The organism is Verruconatronum alginivorum (genome assembly GCF_056590205.1).
This window is the reverse complement of the sequence record NZ_JBWPVQ010000001.1, coordinates 1150575-1167596: the sequence shown is the minus strand read 5'-3', so window position 1 is coordinate 1167596 and position 17022 is coordinate 1150575. Positions and strand designations below refer to the sequence as shown.

11 protein-coding genes are annotated in these 17022 nt (G+C 60.1%); 3 read left to right on the top strand and 8 right to left on the bottom strand.

Annotated features, from left to right (window positions below):
* Nucleotides 1-22 precede the first annotated feature (22 nt).
* Nucleotides 23-2608: a DUF4838 domain-containing protein gene (locus ACWUI2_RS03960; RefSeq protein WP_486981566.1), complete on the top strand. Its 2586-nt coding sequence runs from the start codon at nucleotides 23-25 to the stop codon at nucleotides 2606-2608.
* A 279-nt stretch (nucleotides 2609-2887) separates the two neighbouring features.
* On the top strand, nucleotides 2888-4849 hold the full coding sequence (locus ACWUI2_RS03955) for a polysaccharide biosynthesis protein (protein ID WP_486981565.1): 1962 nt from the start codon (nucleotides 2888-2890) through the stop codon (nucleotides 4847-4849).
* Nucleotides 4850-5133: 284 nt separating this feature from the next.
* On the opposite strand, the gene ACWUI2_RS03950 is transcribed toward ACWUI2_RS03955, so the two are convergent.
* Nucleotides 5134-5427, bottom strand: coding sequence for a Dabb family protein (locus ACWUI2_RS03950; protein WP_486981564.1), 294 nt, complete (start codon nucleotides 5425-5427; stop codon nucleotides 5134-5136).
* Nucleotides 5428-5529: 102 nt separating this feature from the next.
* On the bottom strand, nucleotides 5530-7020 hold the full coding sequence (glpK, locus tag ACWUI2_RS03945) for a glycerol kinase GlpK (protein WP_486981563.1): 1491 nt from the start codon (nucleotides 7018-7020) through the stop codon (nucleotides 5530-5532).
* Nucleotides 7021-8596: 1576 nt separating this feature from the next.
* On the opposite strand from glpK, the gene ACWUI2_RS03940 reads away from it, so the two are divergent.
* Nucleotides 8597-9301 carry a glycosyltransferase gene (locus tag ACWUI2_RS03940; RefSeq protein WP_486981562.1) on the top strand — a complete coding sequence of 235 codons (705 nt, stop codon included), beginning with the start codon at nucleotides 8597-8599 and terminating at the stop codon, nucleotides 9299-9301.
* Nucleotides 9302-9304: 3 nt separating this feature from the next.
* Here the strand turns inward: ACWUI2_RS03940 and ACWUI2_RS03935 are convergent, their stop codons facing one another.
* The 6 genes from ACWUI2_RS03935 to ACWUI2_RS03910 form a co-directional block, all read right to left on the bottom strand.
* Nucleotides 9305-9493: a hypothetical protein gene (locus tag ACWUI2_RS03935; RefSeq protein ID WP_486981561.1), complete on the bottom strand. Its 189-nt coding sequence runs from the start codon at nucleotides 9491-9493 to the stop codon at nucleotides 9305-9307.
* A gap of 111 nt (nucleotides 9494-9604) precedes the next feature.
* Nucleotides 9605-11635, bottom strand: a complete 2031-nt coding sequence (locus ACWUI2_RS03930) for a sodium-translocating pyrophosphatase (protein ID WP_486981560.1) — start codon at nucleotides 11633-11635, stop codon at nucleotides 9605-9607.
* Between the two features lie 301 nt (nucleotides 11636-11936).
* Complete coding sequence (htpG, locus tag ACWUI2_RS03925) at nucleotides 11937-13793, bottom strand: molecular chaperone HtpG (protein ID WP_486981559.1); 1857 nt, start codon at nucleotides 13791-13793, stop codon at nucleotides 11937-11939.
* 343 nt (nucleotides 13794-14136) lie between these two features.
* Nucleotides 14137-15507, bottom strand: coding sequence for a sodium-dependent transporter (locus ACWUI2_RS03920; RefSeq protein WP_486981558.1), 1371 nt, complete (start codon nucleotides 15505-15507; stop codon nucleotides 14137-14139).
* Between the two features lie 97 nt (nucleotides 15508-15604).
* On the bottom strand, nucleotides 15605-16090 hold the full coding sequence (locus ACWUI2_RS03915) for a hypothetical protein (protein WP_486981557.1): 486 nt from the start codon (nucleotides 16088-16090) through the stop codon (nucleotides 15605-15607).
* Nucleotides 16087-16713: an RNA polymerase sigma factor gene (locus ACWUI2_RS03910; protein WP_486981556.1), complete on the bottom strand. Its 627-nt coding sequence runs from the start codon at nucleotides 16711-16713 to the stop codon at nucleotides 16087-16089. The genes ACWUI2_RS03915 and ACWUI2_RS03910 overlap by 4 nt, the downstream gene beginning before the upstream one ends.
* Nucleotides 16714-17022 lie beyond the last annotated feature (309 nt).

Here is a 17022-nt window from a genome sequence, read left to right as displayed (position 1 = left end):
CCGTGGTTAAATGCTCCGTGACATGATTTCCGTTTTGCAGATTTTCTCTCTTTCTTTTCTTTCTTCCCTTTCCGCGGTGGTATTTGTTCCGACGGATCCGGCGCCGGAGGAGGTGTGGGCGGCGGAGGAGCTGGCTCATTATTGGGGGAAAATGACCGGCGGGGAGGTCGCGGTTTCGGCCGAGCCGACGGTGGTTGGGCCGCGGTTGCGTTACCACCGGTTCGGAGCGTGGCGACCGTGGCCGGTTGATCCCGTCCGGCCGGAGGTGACTTTTTTTGTGGGTGAAACCCGGGCGGCGGAGCGGAAGGCGCCGTTGCCCGAGGGACTTGATCCGGACGGATTCCTTTTGAGGGGCGATGGTAAACGGGTGTTCCTGCGCGGGGCATCGCCGGCCGGTTCGCGCTTCGCCGTGGCCCGGTTTCTCCAGGAATACGGGGGCGTGCAATGGTTTTGGCCGACGGAGATCGGGGAACATGTCCCGGAGTGGAGGGGGCCTTTGCCCCGGATCGACCGGGTGGAGGAACCGGCGTTTCGGTCGCGCCGCTGGAGCAATGCCACCCGGTTCACCGAAAGCGAATGGGATACCCGCAATCTGATGCGGGAGCGTTATCGGTTTCACCACAGCATGCACCGAATCTTCACCGAGGCGGTCTACGATCTGCGTCCCGATTTTTTCATTCTGCTCGGTGGCGAGCGGGTGCGTCCGGAGGCTGGATTGCGGGGATTGAACCACCAGCCCTGTTTCGGCAATCCGGACGCGGCGAAGTTCGCGGCCCGGAAGGCGGCGGAGTTTTTCGACGAGAACCCCGACCGGATCACCTTTGCCCTCGGAATGACCGACACCCATCACATTTGCCAGTGCCCCGATTGCCAACAATGGGTCGATCCGGAGCGCCGCTTCCGGGGACGGCCCGATTACTCGGACCTGGTGTTCGTCTTTATGAACCGGGTGGCGGAGGAGTTGGAAAAGACCCATCCGGACAAGTTCATTGGGACGCTCGCCTACCATTGGGCGGAAAACGTGCCTTCGTTTCCAGTTCATCGGCAGGTGCTGCCGTATCTGACCGCCGACCGGGGGATGTGGTTTCACGAACCATTCCGGGAGCAGGATCGGGATTTGATGACTCGTTGGGCGGAGGCCGGTCCGGAGCGGCTGGGGATCTACGACTATTATTACGGCACCAGTTTTGTGATCCCGAGAATCTTCACGGCGGTGACGGCGGAGTCGCTGGCGCATGCGGCCGATGCGGGGATCGACGGGTTTTACGCGGAAATTTATTCGAACTGGACCCTGGATGGTCCGAAAGCCTGGCTCGCGTCGCAGCTGTTGTGGAATCCGGCGATTGATCGGGAGGAATTGTTGGCGACGTTCTACCGGGATTTCTTCGGGGAAGCGGCGGAACCGATGCGGCGCTTTTTTGACCGTTGCGAGGCGATCTGGATGGAGCAGGGAAAACCGGTGTTTTGGCTGAAGTTTTATTACGATTTCGGTCAGTTGGAGCTTTTTCCGCCGGAAGTCTGCGCCGAATTGCGGGAGATCCTGGCGGAGGCCGGGCGATTGGCGAGGGACGAGCGGGTCCGGGAGCGGGTGGCGTTGGTGTCGGAAGCGTTCCGGGTGACCGAGCTTTACAGCGAACTGTATCACCGGATTCGGGATGGGGCGGTGGTCTTGGAGGAGGCGGGATTGGAGGAAGTCGTGGAGCAATTGTCGGCATTGGTCCGGTTGCGGGAGGAGTTGGAGCGACATTACGAGGACGTGATCCTGGCTAAGCCGATTCATCGGCCGCGCGGGCGGATGGAGGTCGGGGCCCGGTTTATCCCGGGGATGAAATTGGCCCGATGGGTCGAGCGAGGCGGGCGATTGGCGGTGGAAGAAGGGGATCCCAATGTTGAGGAAGGGTTTCAGCGATTGACGGCCGAAGTGGAACGCTGGTTTCCGGAAAGCCGGGCGGCATTGGCCTTGGCGGCGGCGGGGCGCTCGGCGAGCTCGTCGAATGAAGATTCATCGGGCGAAAGCCCGATGCTACGGGAGAATTTACTGGAGAACCTGATGATGAACGGTGATTTCCGGGAAGATTTGGAGTGGAGTGGGCTGACGGCGGAGGAGCTCGATGGGGAGGATGAATACACGCCGTTTTTTTGGACCCGTCACTTCAGTGATGACGCGCCGGTCGGGACGTATCTGACCGGCGACGAACCGGCGACGCCGGGGGCTGCGCCGTCGGGGTTTGCCCTGAACGCGAGTGAGGTGCGCGCCGGAGAGTTCAGTGTGCGGGCCAGTGGGCAAATGTATGAAGCGTTGTCGCAACCGTTTCTGGCGTCTGGCGGGACGGTCTATCGGGTGTCCGTATGGGCGAAAGGAAAGGTGAGTGCCGGGAGTCGGGTGGAGATCGAATTGGTCTGGCGGGATGGGTCGGGTCGGCGACTCGACGGAAGATATCTCTGGATCGACCAGTTGATGCCGGGGGAAAATGCGGAATGGCAGGAGTTGTTGGTGATGGCGAACGCACCGGAAGGGGCAGTTCGCGGCCAGGTGACGCTGGCCGTGTGGGACCAGGCGCCCGGGGATGAAGTTTTCTTTGATTTGGTCGAGGTCCGGCGTCTGTAGCGAATCTTCCCCGAAGATTCGATCCGGTGGCTCCGGGAGGTCGATGAAGGCGTGGCTTCATCGCTACGGGGAAAAAGTTTCGAAATCTTTGAAACCAAGTCGAGCGGGCGGCTGTCTGGGAACCTGCCTCAGTAAGGTTTTTCCTTGCATTTGAGGGGAACCGGTAGGAAAACAGTCAACCCACACTTAATGGATTTTTTACACTCCCAGTCGATTTTTCTCCCGTCCGACGTGCGCAGGTCCGCACATTGAGGCAGCGAATAAGTCCTACCTGGTTCGATGGCCCACCTCCTATCCCAGTTGCGCGCAGTCTCTGGATCGCGATTCGCGGTCCTGGCGATCTCTTATACCTTGGTATTGAGTGGGTCTCTTTGGCTGGCGTTTCAACTTCGGTTCGATTTCTCGGTTCCCGCGGAAATCCGGGCGAGCATTCCCTTTATCATTTGTTGGGTCGTCCTGTTGAAGTTGGTTTTTCTCTTCGTTTTCCGTCAATTCGCCGGCTTGTTGACTTATTTTAGCACGCCGGATTTGCAACGGGTCTTCCTGGCGCTCGCCTCGGCTTCGGTGGTGGTCGGATTGGTCCGATGGACCGAAGGGGTCCCGGTGGCGCCGCCGCGCGGAGTGATCCTGGCCGATTTCCTGGTTTCGTTCCTCGGGGTGGCCGGGTTGCGCCTCGGTTTCCGGTTGTATCGGCAGGAGTTGTTACGGATGAACGTCACCTCCACCAGCCGGAACGCCTGTCGGGTCGGGATCATCGGGGCCGGTGATGTCGGAGCCCGGTTGGCGCAGGAATTGATGGTGAAGCGGGGGCTCGGGTTGAAGCCGGTCGCGTTTTTCGACGACAATCCCGCGAAATGGCATTCGCGGATTCATGGGATTCCGGTGGTTGGTCCGCTTGAAGTGTTGGCCGAGCGGAAGAAATCGCTCCATCTCGACGAGGCAATCATCGCCATGCCGAGTGCAAGCGGATCCCGGATGAACGAGGTGGTGAAATTCCTCCAGGAAGCGCGGATCAAGTTCGAAACCGTTCCTTCGCTCGATCAATTGGCGACCGGAAAAGTCCGGCTCACCCAGCTGCGTTCGGTGGAAATTCAGGACCTTCTGGGACGCGAGTCGGTGAAATTGGAGACCGATCAGATCCAGGAGCTGATTCGCGGCAAGGCGGTGATGGTGACCGGCGCCGGCGGAAGCATCGGCAGCGAATTGTGTCGTCAGATCGCCCAATACGGGCCGTCAAAACTGTTGTTGGTCGAACAGTCGGAAGTGCAGATGTTTCAGATCGAGCAGGAGTTGGTCGAGCTCGGATATGGTGATTTGATCGTGCCGCTGGTCGCCGACGTGACCGATCGTTCTCGTATGGCCCTGATCTTCCGGGACCACCGGCCGGAGGTCATTTTCCACGCGGCGGCCCACAAACACGTGCCGCTGATGGAGAGTCAGCCGGGGGAGGCGATCCGCAACAACGTGATGGGGACGATGGCCGTCGCCGAGTTGGCCGTCGAATTCCGGGTCGAGCGGTTCGTCCTGATCTCGACCGACAAGGCGATCAACCCGACCAACGTGATGGGGGCGACCAAGAGGTTGGCGGAAATTTTTCTTCAATCGTTCCAGGCGGCGAATCCCGGGGCGACCAAATTCATGGCGGTCCGGTTCGGTAATGTGCTCGGATCGTCCGGCAGCGTCATTCCGACGTTCAAAAAACAGATCGCGGCGGGCGGTCCGGTCCGGGTCACCCATCCCGATGTGACCCGGTATTTCATGACGATTCCGGAGGCGGTCGGTTTGGTGTTGCAAAGCGCCACCCAAGGGGAAGGGGGCGAGATTTTCGTCCTCGATATGGGGGAACCGATCAAGATCGTCGATTTGGCCCGCCAGATGATCGAATTGAGCGGTTTCCAGCCGGACGAAGATATCGCGATCGAGTTCGTCGGGCTCCGCCCGGGCGAAAAAATGTTCGAGGAGTTGTCGTATAATTCGGAGAACATGGACCGCACCCATCACGCCAAAGTGATGCGGTTGAAATCGACTCCGAGCTCTCTTTCCAATGTTCGGAAGCTAATGGGGAAAATTGAATCCCAGCTTTCCATGGCGGATGTCACCGAATTGAAGCTAATGCTTCAGCAAGCGGTGCCGGAATATATGCCGTATTTCACGACCTCGGCGGAGAAGTCCGGCGTGGCGGCTGCGACTCCGACCATGGACGTAACCGCCGAAAAAGCGGCGGCGCTGGCGAAGTCGTAGTCCATCGTGAAACAGACATTCCTGTCTGTTGCTGCATCCGCACGACGACGCACCTTCCTCCCAAGAGGAGAACTTTTTCACACCGATCCCCTCTGGAAGAAAATTCACTGTTCATGCGGGTCGCAGTGTTAAATCGGAGGGTTGGCTTCCAGCCGACCTTATCTTGAAACGACGCCGACGGCGGACGGCAGGATGCCATCCCTCCCAGTGGCGAGGAAGTTTCATTCCATGTTGTTCCCCGGGCAACTCCGGCGTTCGAAGCCTCTTCGGATAGCCATCCCGGCTTACCCGAAGTCGTAGACGATCAAACGGGAGGTCAGGGGCTTCACATAATCGTTTACGAACGCTTGATGAAGCGGATGCTTTTGATAAGTGTCGGCCGCTTCCTGGTCGGCGAACGTCATTGAGATCGCGACCGCGAAACTGCCATCGACGACGGGACGTTCGCTCGGAATCGCCACCCCGCGACGGTATTCGATCATGCCGGGAATCTCCGCCAGCATCGCGGCGCCTTCTAGAAGCTTCTGCTGCTTCTGCTTATCCCCATCCGTCCAGAAAACAACGACATGTGTGATCATTGAAGAGAATTATGAATCAGGAATGATGAATTATGAAGGAAAATGAGGAAGAAGTTTGGTCTGGAAATGGTCCAGTCAGTGGGTGTCTCCTCCTTTCATCATTCATACTTCATCATTCATAATTCTCTTCGACCGTTCCACGGCGGCGAGCCAGCGACGGCGGTCGGCTTCGACGGTTTCGGGCGGTCGGGATGGTTCGAAGCGGCGGTCAAGCGTCCATTGGGCGGCGATTTCGTCGCGGTTTTTCCAGAAACCGACCGCCAGGCCGGCGAGAAAGGCGGCGCCAAGGGCGGTGGTCTCGGTGGTGGTGGGGCGGAGAACCGGATGGCCGAGGAAATCGGCTTGGAATTGCATGAGGAGGTCATTGGCGCAAGCCCCGCCGTCGACGCGCAGCTCGGTGAGCGTGATGCCCGAATCGGCCTGCATCGCTTCGAGGACTTCCGCGACCTGCCAGGCGATCGCTTCGAGCGAGGCCCGCGCGATGTGGGCCCGGCCGGTGCCGCGGGTGATGCCGATGATCAGGCCGCGGGCGTAGGGATCCCAATGGGGAGCCCCCAATCCGGCGAAGGCGGGCACCACGGAGACCCCGCCGGTATCGTCGACCTGGCGGGCCAACGTCTCGACCTCCGGGGCGGTCTGGATGATTCCGAGCCCGTCCCGCAGCCATTGCACCAAGGCTCCGGCGATAAATATACTTCCTTCAAGGGCGTATTCGGTTTCGTTTCCGATCTGCCAGGCGACCGTGGTGACGAGACCGTGCCGGGAAAGGACCGGCTGGTTGCCGGTGTTCATTAAGACGAAACAGCCCGTGCCATAGGTGTTCTTGGCCATGCCCGATCGGGTGCACGCTTGGCCGAAAAGGGCGGCGTGTTGATCGCCGGCCATTCCGGCCAGGGGGATGCCATTAAGTGGATCCAAGCCGGAAATTTGGGCGTAGACTTCGCTGCTGGAACGGACTTCGGGGAGGATGGCCCGGGGAATGTCGAGGGCGGCGAGAAGTTCGTCATCCCATTCCCGGGAATGGATGTTGTAAAGGAGGGTGCGGGAGGCATTGGTGGCGTCGGTGATGTGTAGTTTGCCTCCGGTCAATTTCCAGGCGAGCCACGAATCGACGGTTCCGAAGGCAAGGTCGCCGGACGCCGCTTTATCCCGGAGGCCGGGCACTTGATCGAGCATCCAACGGATTTTTGTCCCCGAGAAATACGGGTCGATCAGGAGTCCGGTCTTTTGCCGGAATAAATCCTCCAAACCGGCGGCTTTCAGCTGATCGCATAAAGCGGAGGTGCGCCGGTCCTGCCAGACGATCGCCCGGTGGACCGGTCGCCCGGTGGTCCGATCCCAGAGCACGGCGGTTTCCCGCTGGTTGGTGAGACCGACCGCCGCGATCCCGGCGGGATCAACGCCGGCCATTTCGAGGACTTCGAGGGCGACCTCGGATTGCGACTTCCAAATCTCTTCGGGATCGTGTTCGACCCAACCGGATTTCGGGAAGTATTGGGGGAATTCCTTTTGGGCGAGGGCGACGATGTTGCCGGCATGATCGAACAAAAGCGCCCGGGAGCTGCTGGTTCCTTGGTCGAGTGCGAGAATCATAGGCGAAAGAAGATCGGAATAATTGAAGCACGGATGGCACGGATAGTCACGGATGAAGATGGAGGGCGATAAGTGGGGCCGTCCCGGCTCCGTGCGGTTCTTCAGCCACCCGATGCACAGCCGAAGCACGGCACTACACACTGAGGCGGGACGCCTCACCCACTTTGCGGCGACCCACTCCAGAACCGGATTTCCATAGCCCAACGGGCTTACGTCCTCCAGCCCTTGCGCGGCAACCCTGGGCTGGAGGGCGAAACGCCGTTGGCGTAGGCGTCGGATCTTTCCTCAAGGTGGCGGGGCCGTCCCGGCGGCGGGCGGTTCATCAGCCACCCGATCCGCAGCCACAGCAGGAGCACCACACACTGAGGCGAAACGCCTCACCCACTTTGCGGCGACCCACTTTAGAACCGGATTTCCATAGCCCAACGGGCTTACGTCCTCCAGCCCAGGGTTGAGCCGAGTGAAACGAGGCCTACCCTGGGAATTGATACCCCGACGCCACGAACCGCAATGCGGTTCCGCCCGGAATCAATCCGCCATCGCACGCGATCCCGGGCGCAACCCCTTCGGGGTAGATCGACCCGCACCACCAAGACCCAGGGTAGCCCCGCATGCGCGCGGCAACCCTGGGCTGGAGGGCGAAACGCCGTTGGCGTAGGCGTCGGATCTTTCCTCAAAGTTGCGGGGCCGTTCCGGCTCCGTGCGGTTCATCAGCCACCCGATCCGCAGCCACAGCAGGAGCACCATACACTGAGGCGAGACGCCTCACCCACTTTGCGGCGACCCACTCCAGAACCGGATTTCCATAGCCCAACGGGCTTACGTCCTCCAGCCCATGCGCGGCAACCCTGGGCTGGAGGGCGAAACGCCGTTGGCGTAGGCGTCGGATCTTTCCTCAAAGTGGCGGGGGCGTTCCGGCGGCGGGCGGTTCATCAGCCACCCGATCCGCAGCCACAGCACGAGCACCACACACTGAGGCGAGACGCCTCACCCACTTTGCGGCGACCCACTCCAGAACCGGATTTCCATAGCCCAACGGGCTTACGTCCTCCAGCCCAGGGTTGAGCCGAGTGAAACGAGGCCTACCCTGGGAATTGATACCCCGACGCCACGAACCGCAATGCGGTTTCGCCCGCAATCAATCCGCCATCGCACGCGATCCCGGGCGCAACCCCTTCGGGGTAGATCGACCCGCACCACCAAGACCCAGGGTAGCCCCGCATGTGCGCGGCAACCCTGGGCTGGAGGGCGAAACGCCGTTGGCGTAAAAGCGCATGAAGCGCATCCTTCATCGAGATTTCGGAGCCGGTTGAATCGTCGTGGAAGATTCGCAACAGAACCTCCCCTTTCTGTGTATTATGCCTTTCTTTCCGTGGTTCCAATTCAGCATCGTCGATCGTACCATTCTCCATGCACGAAGTGCCCTCCGTTTGCGGTTAGTCTAGTTCCTTCCCTGTTCCCCATCTGCGTCGATCAGCGCCCATCCGCGGTTCAAATTCTTTCCTTCCGTCTTTTCACCGGCCTGCCGCCATGCTATCCGTTTTTGAAATTGAGAACCGATCATCATCTTAGTTTTTTGATTCCCGCGTTCAACGAAGCGCGGAATATCGAGCGAGCGGTTGCCTCGATCCGGGCGGCGGCGGAGGGGGCGGGGATCGTCCGGTATGAGATCGTCGTCTGCGATAATAATTCCGCGGATGCCACCGCCGAGCGGGCGGAAGCGGTGGGGGCCAAGGTGGTGTTCGAGCCGCACAACCAAATCGCCCGGGCCCGGAACGCGGCGGCCGGGGCGGCCATCGGAGATTGGTTTGTCTTCATTGATGCCGACAGCGAGTTACCTGTCGCGCTGCTGGCGGCGACCTTGCGGGAGATCGCCGCGGGAAGGACCGGCGCGGGCGGTGCCTTGGTCGAGTTTGACCGGAGCGATCTTGATTGGCACGTGACATTGGGGCTCGGGTTTTGGAACACGATTTCGCGGAGGATGGGGTGGGCGGCCGGATCGTATGTTTATTGCCGCCGGGAAGCCTGGCGCGAAACCGGAGGATTCGACGAGGAGTGGTATGCCGGGGAGGAGATCGCTTTTTCCCAGCGGTTGAAACGATGGTGCCGGAAGCATAAACTGCGGTTCAAGGTGATCACCGAGGCCCGCTTGCGGACCTCTTCGCGGAAGATCGACAACTATAATTTCTGGCAGATGGTCCGCCTCTTGATCCTGCTCGCGTTACCCGGTTCTCTCAAAAATCGGGAGCGCTGTGCCTATTGGTATCGGCGGGAGGGATAGGAATCATTCCGTCTCGCCGCCCTTGATAAAGAAATAAGTGCAGACCAGTGCGGCGAAAAGGGTCGGAGCCCAGACCCAGGCGGAATTGAACGGCATCTCCCAGCGAGCCACCGCCCAGTGGGCCCAGATGCATTTCAGGAGGATCAAGACCCAAAAGACGGTCAGAAGAAACGGTTTCCAAGGGATACGCATGGACGAGAATTATGGATCAGGAATTATGAATGATGAAACGGGGAACGCTCTTTCGCACCCTTTCTTTCCGCATCTCCTTCATAACTCATAACCCATGATTCATAATTTTCTTCAAAGGATCGGGGCGATGACGAGGCTGACGATGGCCATGGTGTTGATGAGAATGTTCATCGACGGGCCCGATGTGTCTTTCAAGGGATCGCCAACGGTGTCACCGACCACACACGCTTTGTGGGAGGCGGAGCCTTTGCCCCCGTGGTAGCCGTGTTCGACGTATTTCTTGGCGTTGTCCCAAGCGCCTCCGGAATTTGCCATGAAGAGGGCGAGAGCGATGCAACTGATCAGGCCGCCGACCAATAGACCCCCGAGGGCGGCGGGGCCGAGCACGAAGCCGACGATGGCCGGGGTGAAAACCGCGAGGCTGGCGGGAAGCATCATCTTCTTCAAGGCGGCGCTGGTCGCGATGTCGACGCAACGGGCGGAGTCCGGTTTGCCGGTTCCCTCGAGCAGGCCCGGGATCTCGCGGAATTGACGGCGGATCTCCTCGATCATGTCGTGGGCGGCCGAGCCGACCGCGTTCATGGTGATCGAGCCGTTGAGAAAAGCGGTCATGCCGCCGATGAAAATACCGATCAGGACCAGCGGTTCGGAGAGATCGAGAATGAATCCTTCGTGGTGTTCCTGGACGATATTGACGTAAGCGGCGATCAAGGCGAGGGCGGCGAGGCCGGCGGCGCTGACCGCGAACCCTTTGCCGATGGCGGCGGTGGTGTTGCCGACTTCGTCGAGGCGGTCGGTGATTGCCCGGGTTTCTTTCCCCATGCCGGACATCTCGGCGATGCCCCCGGCGTTGTCGGCCACCGGCCCGTAGGCGTCGATCGCCATGGTGATCCCGATGGTGGCCAACATCCCTACCGCGGCGATGCCGACCCCGTAAAGTCCGGCGAAGGCGTTGGCCACGAAAATGATTCCGGCGATGGTCAGCAATGGGATCGCGACCGATTGCAATCCGACCGCGAGTCCGGTGATCATGACGGTGGCGACGCCGGTTTCGGAGGATTCGGCGATGACCCGGACCGGTTTGCCGCCGGTGTAGTATTCGGTGACGAGACCGACGATGATTCCGCCGAGGGATCCGGCGAAAACGCAGGCCCAGATCTGCCAGATACCTCCGAGGAAATGGATCACGAAAAACGAGACCGCGACCAGCAGCGCGGCGGCTCCCATGGTGCCGGTGCGGAGGGCTCGGGCCGGTTCCTTGCCGGAAAAAGTTTTGACCACCAGGATGCCGACCATCGCGCAGAGAATACCTGCGGTGGCGAGGGCGAGCGGGAGATACATCAGGTTGTTTTGGAAGGCGGGAAGGTCTTCAACGGTCCGGCGGGTCAAGGCTTGGACCTCGACTGAGGCGAAGGTCGCGGCGATGGCCAGGGTGGCGATCATCGCGTTGCAGTAGGATTCGAACAAATCGGAGCCCATCCCGGCGACGTCGCCGACGTTGTCCCCCACGTTGTCGGCGATCACCCCGGGGTTGCGGGGGTCGTCTTCGGGGATTCCGGCCTCGACTTTACCGACCAGATCGGCCCCGACGTCGGCGGCTTTGGTGAAAATCCCCCCCCCGACGCGGAAGAAAATCGCCACCAGCGATGCGCCCATGGCGAAGGCGTGGATGACGTAGGCTTTTTCCGGCGTGCCGAAAAAGACGAAGAGAATGCCGATGCCGATCAATCCCATCGCGGCGATGGTCAGACCCATGACCGCGCCGCCGAAGAAGGCGGTGGTGAGGGCGGCGGCGCCTCCGTGGGAATGGGCGGCGACGGCGGTCCGGACGTTGGCCTTGGTTGCGGCGTACATGCCGACGAAACCGGCGACGAAGGAACAGGCGGCCCCGAGGAAGAAGGCGAAAGCCTCGAACCAATCGAGGAGGACTCCGATCAGGATCCCGATGACGATCATGAAGATCACGAGGAGTTTGAACTCCCGTTGCATGAAAACGAGAGCTCCCCGGTGGATCATGTGGGCGATCTCGGCGACCCGGCCATCCCCTCCCGGGAGTTTCATGATGCGGGTGAAGATGAAGAAAGCGACCCCGAGGCCGAAAAGGCCAATAAGGGGAGTGATCAGCGGAAGTCCAGTTTCCATGGTTTTTTAGGAGAGTTGACGATCCGCGGGTTGTCCGAAGCGACGGAACACCACCCGCCTACGCGATTAGAGGCTGATTGAATGAAGCCGTTAAGGCAATCTTATTTCCGCGGGTGGCGCCGATTATGCGCCGATCATGAAGAAGCCGCACACTCCAACCCCTTCGCCTGAAGGACGACGCTCGAAAGGAGCCGCGCGCTTCAGCCGCGGTCGCGGTTGGCTCCGGAGTTCCAGGAGCGAGGAGCCCGCCCGGCCGTGGCCGGCGGGCTCCGGCTTTCACCTGGAGGACGACGTTTCTGCTTCAGTCCTTCCTGGTCACCGATTCGAGGATCCGCTGGATACGGGAGACCATTTGGCGGGGGTCGTCGAGGAGACCGGCTGCGATCATCGCGTTGTCGAAGACCTGTTCCGCGACCAGTTTGGCCAAGGATTCGTTCGTTTCGCGCAGGGCGACCAGGTTCTTGGTCAGACGGTGGCGCGGGTTGATTTGCAAGTTCACTTTGACCGCCGGAGGGCCTTCCGGGTTCATTGAGCGCATCATCCGCCGCATCATCGGCGAGACCGATTGGTCGGTGTTGAGGACCAGGGCGGGGCTCTCGACGAGGCGGTTGCTGGCGCTGACCTCGCCGACCCGGTCGCCGAGGACCTCGCGGAGCCAACGGCTGATCTCGGTGACCGCCTTTTCCGGCAGTGGCTCGTCGTCATCCGGGAGCGGAATGTCCTCGAGCTTCAAATCCTCGCGGTCGGCCGAAACCATTTTTTTTCCGTCGAACTCGTGGATGCTGTTCATCACGAACTCATCGACCGGCTCGTATAAAAAGAGGACTTCGAGGTTGCGCAATTTGAAGGCTTCGAGGTAGGGACCGTTCTCGATCGCTTCGCGGGAAGGTGCGATCAGGTAATAGATCTCGGTTTGCCCGTCCTTCATCCGCGAGACGTAGTCCGCGAGGCTGGTGAATTTGCCCGGCTCGGTCAGGCTCGATTCGAAGCGGAGGAGTTTGGTCAGTTGTTCCTTGTGGGAAAAGTCGGTGGCGGCCCCTTCTTTCAGGAAGAAGCCGAATTCGGTGAAAAACTTCTGGTAATCATCCGGGTTGCGGGTGCTTTCTTCTTCCAAAAACTTGAGGAAGCGACGGGTAATCAGCCGGTTGAGTTTTTGGACCAGGGCGCTGTCCTGCATGGTTTCGCGAGAGATGTTCAGCGGCAGGTCTTCGCTGTCGATCACACCTTTTAGAAAACGAAGCCAGTCGGGGAGCAGCTCCTTCGGTTGGGAATCGATCAGGATTTTCCGGCAATAGAGCGAAACTTCCGGTTCGAGCCGACCGAAGCCGAACTTTTCGCGGTTTTCCTGGGGAACGAAAAGGAGGCAATTGATTGCCAGGGGGGCGTCGGCGCTGAAGTGGAGCCGGTGGCGCGGTTTGTCGAAGGCCTTGCAGAAGAATTTGTAGAATTCCTCGTATTCCTCTTCCTTGATTTCGCTTTTGCTCCGAGCCCAAAGCGCCTGGACCTTGTTGGTTTGCTCGCCGTTGAGTTGGATCGGGAATTGAACGAAGCTGGAGTAACGTTCGAGGATTCCTTTGACCCGGAATTCCTTGGCGAACTCCTTTTGGTCGTCGCGGAGTTCGACGATGATTTTCGACCCGCGGCGCTGGCCATCGACCTCTTCGATTTCGTAATTCCCCTGGCCTTCGCTGGTCCAGCAATACCCCCGGGCGTCGGGCTGCCAGGAACGGGTGAAGACGCGGACCCGTTTGGCCACCATGAACACGCTGTAAAAACCGACCCCGAATTTACCGATCAGGTTGGCGTTTTGTTGACCGCCTTCGCTCAATGCCTTGAGGAAGGCCCGGGAACCGGAGTGGGCGATGGTGCCGAGGTTTTGCACCAACTCGTCGCGGGTCATGCCGATGCCGAAGTCCTGGATGGTGACGGTGCCAGCGTTTTCATCGGTGGAGATGGTGATTTCCAGCGGCAACTTGTCGTCGAAGACCTCCTTTTCGGTGATCTGGGTGTGGCGCAACTTCTCCAAGGCGTCGGAGGCGTTGGAGACGAGTTCGCGGATGAAGATCTCACGATCCGTGTAGAGGGAATGGACGACGATATCCAGCAATTGCTGGACTTCCGCTTGGAACGAATGTTTTTCGGTTTGTGATATGGACATGTCTTGTTCTTAGGATCGATACATCAATCAATAAAAGCCGACAAGAATAGCTCCCCGGCGAGGGAAATTCAAGGGCGAAGGGGGGCTCGGAGAAGCGGAGAGCGCGATTGAAAGTGGTGGGAGAAACAGACAACCGTCTGTCATTGCGAGGAAGGAGAAACGACTGACGCGGCAATCCACGTTCCGGGAAAGGGGGCGCGGGTCGCTGTTGCGTGGATTGCTTCGTCGGCGGAGCCTCCTCGCAATGACACGCCGGTGATCCCACCATTTTCTGATTACACCCGAAGCGGAGGAGAGCGGAGACGGGGCTACGAGCCGATTGGACCATTTTTTCCCAACGAAGTCACCCGAAGAGCTGGGTCAAGAGGACGATTAGGATGCCGACGGGCGCGACGAACCGGAGCAGCGGCGACCAAAGGGTCGCCAGTTTGAACTCCGGGGTTCCCCGGCGAATCTCGGCCAAAGCATGTTTCAATCCCCAGATCCAGCCGACGAAAATGGCGAGCCCGAGTCCGCCGAGGATCAGGGTGATTTCCGCGATCTTATCCATCAGGTCGAGGAATCCCATGCCGATCCCGGGCAGCGCGCTGAGCCCGCCGACCGCGCCGAGACTGAGCGCCGAGGGAATCCCGATCAGATAAATGCCCCCGCCGACGAGCCAGGCCGCCTTTTTGCGGGCCCATCCCCAGTCGTCGACCATATGGGCCACCACTACTTCGAGGAGGCTGATCGCGGAGGTGAGGGCGGCGACCGCCAATAGGAGGAAAAAGGCGGCCCCAAACACGATTCCGCCGAGTTCCCCGCCGGGCATCTGCGCGAAGATCTGGGGCAGGGCGATGAACACCAACGCCGGTCCCCCGGTTCCGGGTTCCAATCCGGCGAAAAAGATCGCCGGGAAAATGATGAAGCCGGCCAAGACCGCGATGATCGTGTCAACGCCCGCGACGAACCCCGCCGAGGCGGGCAAATTTTCCTTTTTGGTCAGATAGGATCCGTAAGTGATCATCACCCCCATGCCCAGGCTCAGCGAGAAAAAGGCCTGCCCGAGAGCCGCCAGCCAGACTCGACCGGTGACTTCGGAGAAATCCGGTCGCAGGTAATAGGCCAATCCTTCTCCGGCGTCCGGCAAGGTCACCGCGCGGATCACCAGAAGGACCAACAACACGAAGAACAGGGGCATCAGGATCTTGATCGAGCGTTCGATTCCCCGCCGGACACCGGCCGCGACGACGAAGATCGTGATCAGCATGAACAGCAAGTGGAAGAAGAGCTCCATTCCGGCGTCACCCGCCAGGTTTTCAAAAATGGCCGCCGTGTCGGCGTCGGCGGTGAAGGTGCCCGAGGCCGCTTGGAAAAAGTAGTAGAGGGTCCAGCCGGCGATGACGCTGTAATAGGAGAGGATGATCACCCCGGTGGCGACGCCGAGGACGCCGATATAATACCAGCGGGAACCGGGACGGAGATGCTGGAGGGCGCCGACCGGATTTTTTTCCCCCGCCCGTCCGACGACCATTTCCGCCAGCATCACCGGGAGCGCGACCAGCAGCACGCAAAGAAGGTAGATGAGCAGAAAGGCGCCGCCGCCGCCTTCGCTGGCCGACACCGGGAAACGCCAGATGTTGCCGAGCCCGATCGCCGAGCCGGCCGCGGCCAAAATGAATGCGAAGCGGGAACCCCAGGCGCCGCGAGATTCAGGAGAAGGTGAGCTGTTCATGTCGCAGGGAACCGATCACAACCGGAACGCCCCGCGTTTTCAAAGCATTTTTGCCCGCCACCGGCCCGGGCGTGCCTCCGCCGTATCCCGTCGACTCTCAATACCCGGCCAACAGCACCAGGATATCGAGGGTATTCAGCGACTCCACGTCGGAGGTGGCGATCGCTTCCGCGAGCAGGGCTTCGATCTCCCCGCCGTTGCCGAACATCTCGTCGTCGCTCTCCAGCAGGGCCGCGTAGAGCAGCGAGGTCAATTCGCCGGGAGTCGGGCCGTCGTGGACGAACCGGGCCGGGCGCTCGCTCGCCGCCGCCATCCGGACCGGTTCGGGCGAATCGACCGTTGCCATCGGTCCGTTGTCGCCTCCGCCCGGTTGGGCGAAATTCAAGCCGATGATCACCGCCAGCGAGGCGGCCAGGGCCGAAGTCCAGACAGCGAACCGCCGCCGCTGGAGTCGCCGGTTGCGCGCCCGGATCGCCGCCAAGGTCCGTTCGGCGAAATCGGGGGATGCCATCGGCTGGATCTTGAATAACGGATCGAAGGCCGAATCCTGATCCGGGGCTTCATGGGAGAAATCGGGTTTCATGTGGTCTTCCTTAATTCTTCTTTTAAAAGTTGGCGGGCGCGGAAAATCCAGGTCTTCACCATTCCTTCGGTGGTCTCCATGATTTCCGCGATTTCGGCATAACTCAGCTCCTGTTGACGCAACAGAAGGATCGCGCTCCGGTGGTTTTCCGGCATCTGCTCCAACGCTTTCTGAAAAATTTCTTCAAGTTCCAGCAGTTTGATTTCCGGATCGGGGGCGGCCGGGGAGGGGAGATCCTCCGGGGCGACCAAGTGCAACGGCTTGCGGCCTTGCCGGCGGAACTCGTTCAACAACACCCGGCGGGCGATATGGAACAGATAGGTCGAAAAACGGGCGGTCGGTTTGTAGCGCTCCGCCGCCCCGTGCAGCTTGACGAACACCGCTTGGGAAAGATCTTCCGCGTCGGCCCGGGAGGAGAGGGAGCGGTAGAAGAAATTAATCAACGGATTTTGCCAGCGCCGGATCAAATCGACCAGCGCCGCCTCGTCTCCTTCTCCGACACGGACCATTAAAAGGGCGTCTTCGTCGACCTCCCGTTGCTCGGCCGAACTCTCCATCACCGTGCCGGATGGCGCGACGTCGGCCGAAGCCCAAGCCGAAAATGTGTTTGTCGCCTCATGCATGCGATTAAGTTAATCACCGGCGGCGGGAGCAAGGTTTCATCCAAGCCGGCGAAGCGAATTTTTATTCCCGCCATTGTGAGCAAAATGTGAATTGAATTCCCTTGCCGGACGACTTTCGGCGCCTAGCCTCACCGTAGCTTTCACCTCGGACCACGAGACTTCGCAAAAAGATCGTCAAAAATTCGGGCGAATGGCTTCAAACCCCATATCTTGTGGTATGGGATCGTCTCAACCACAACATCTAGTGATCGCCCGAAAAAATTCCCAAAAAAATTCTTCCCAGTCCGCCTCCGGCTGATATAGTCTGAA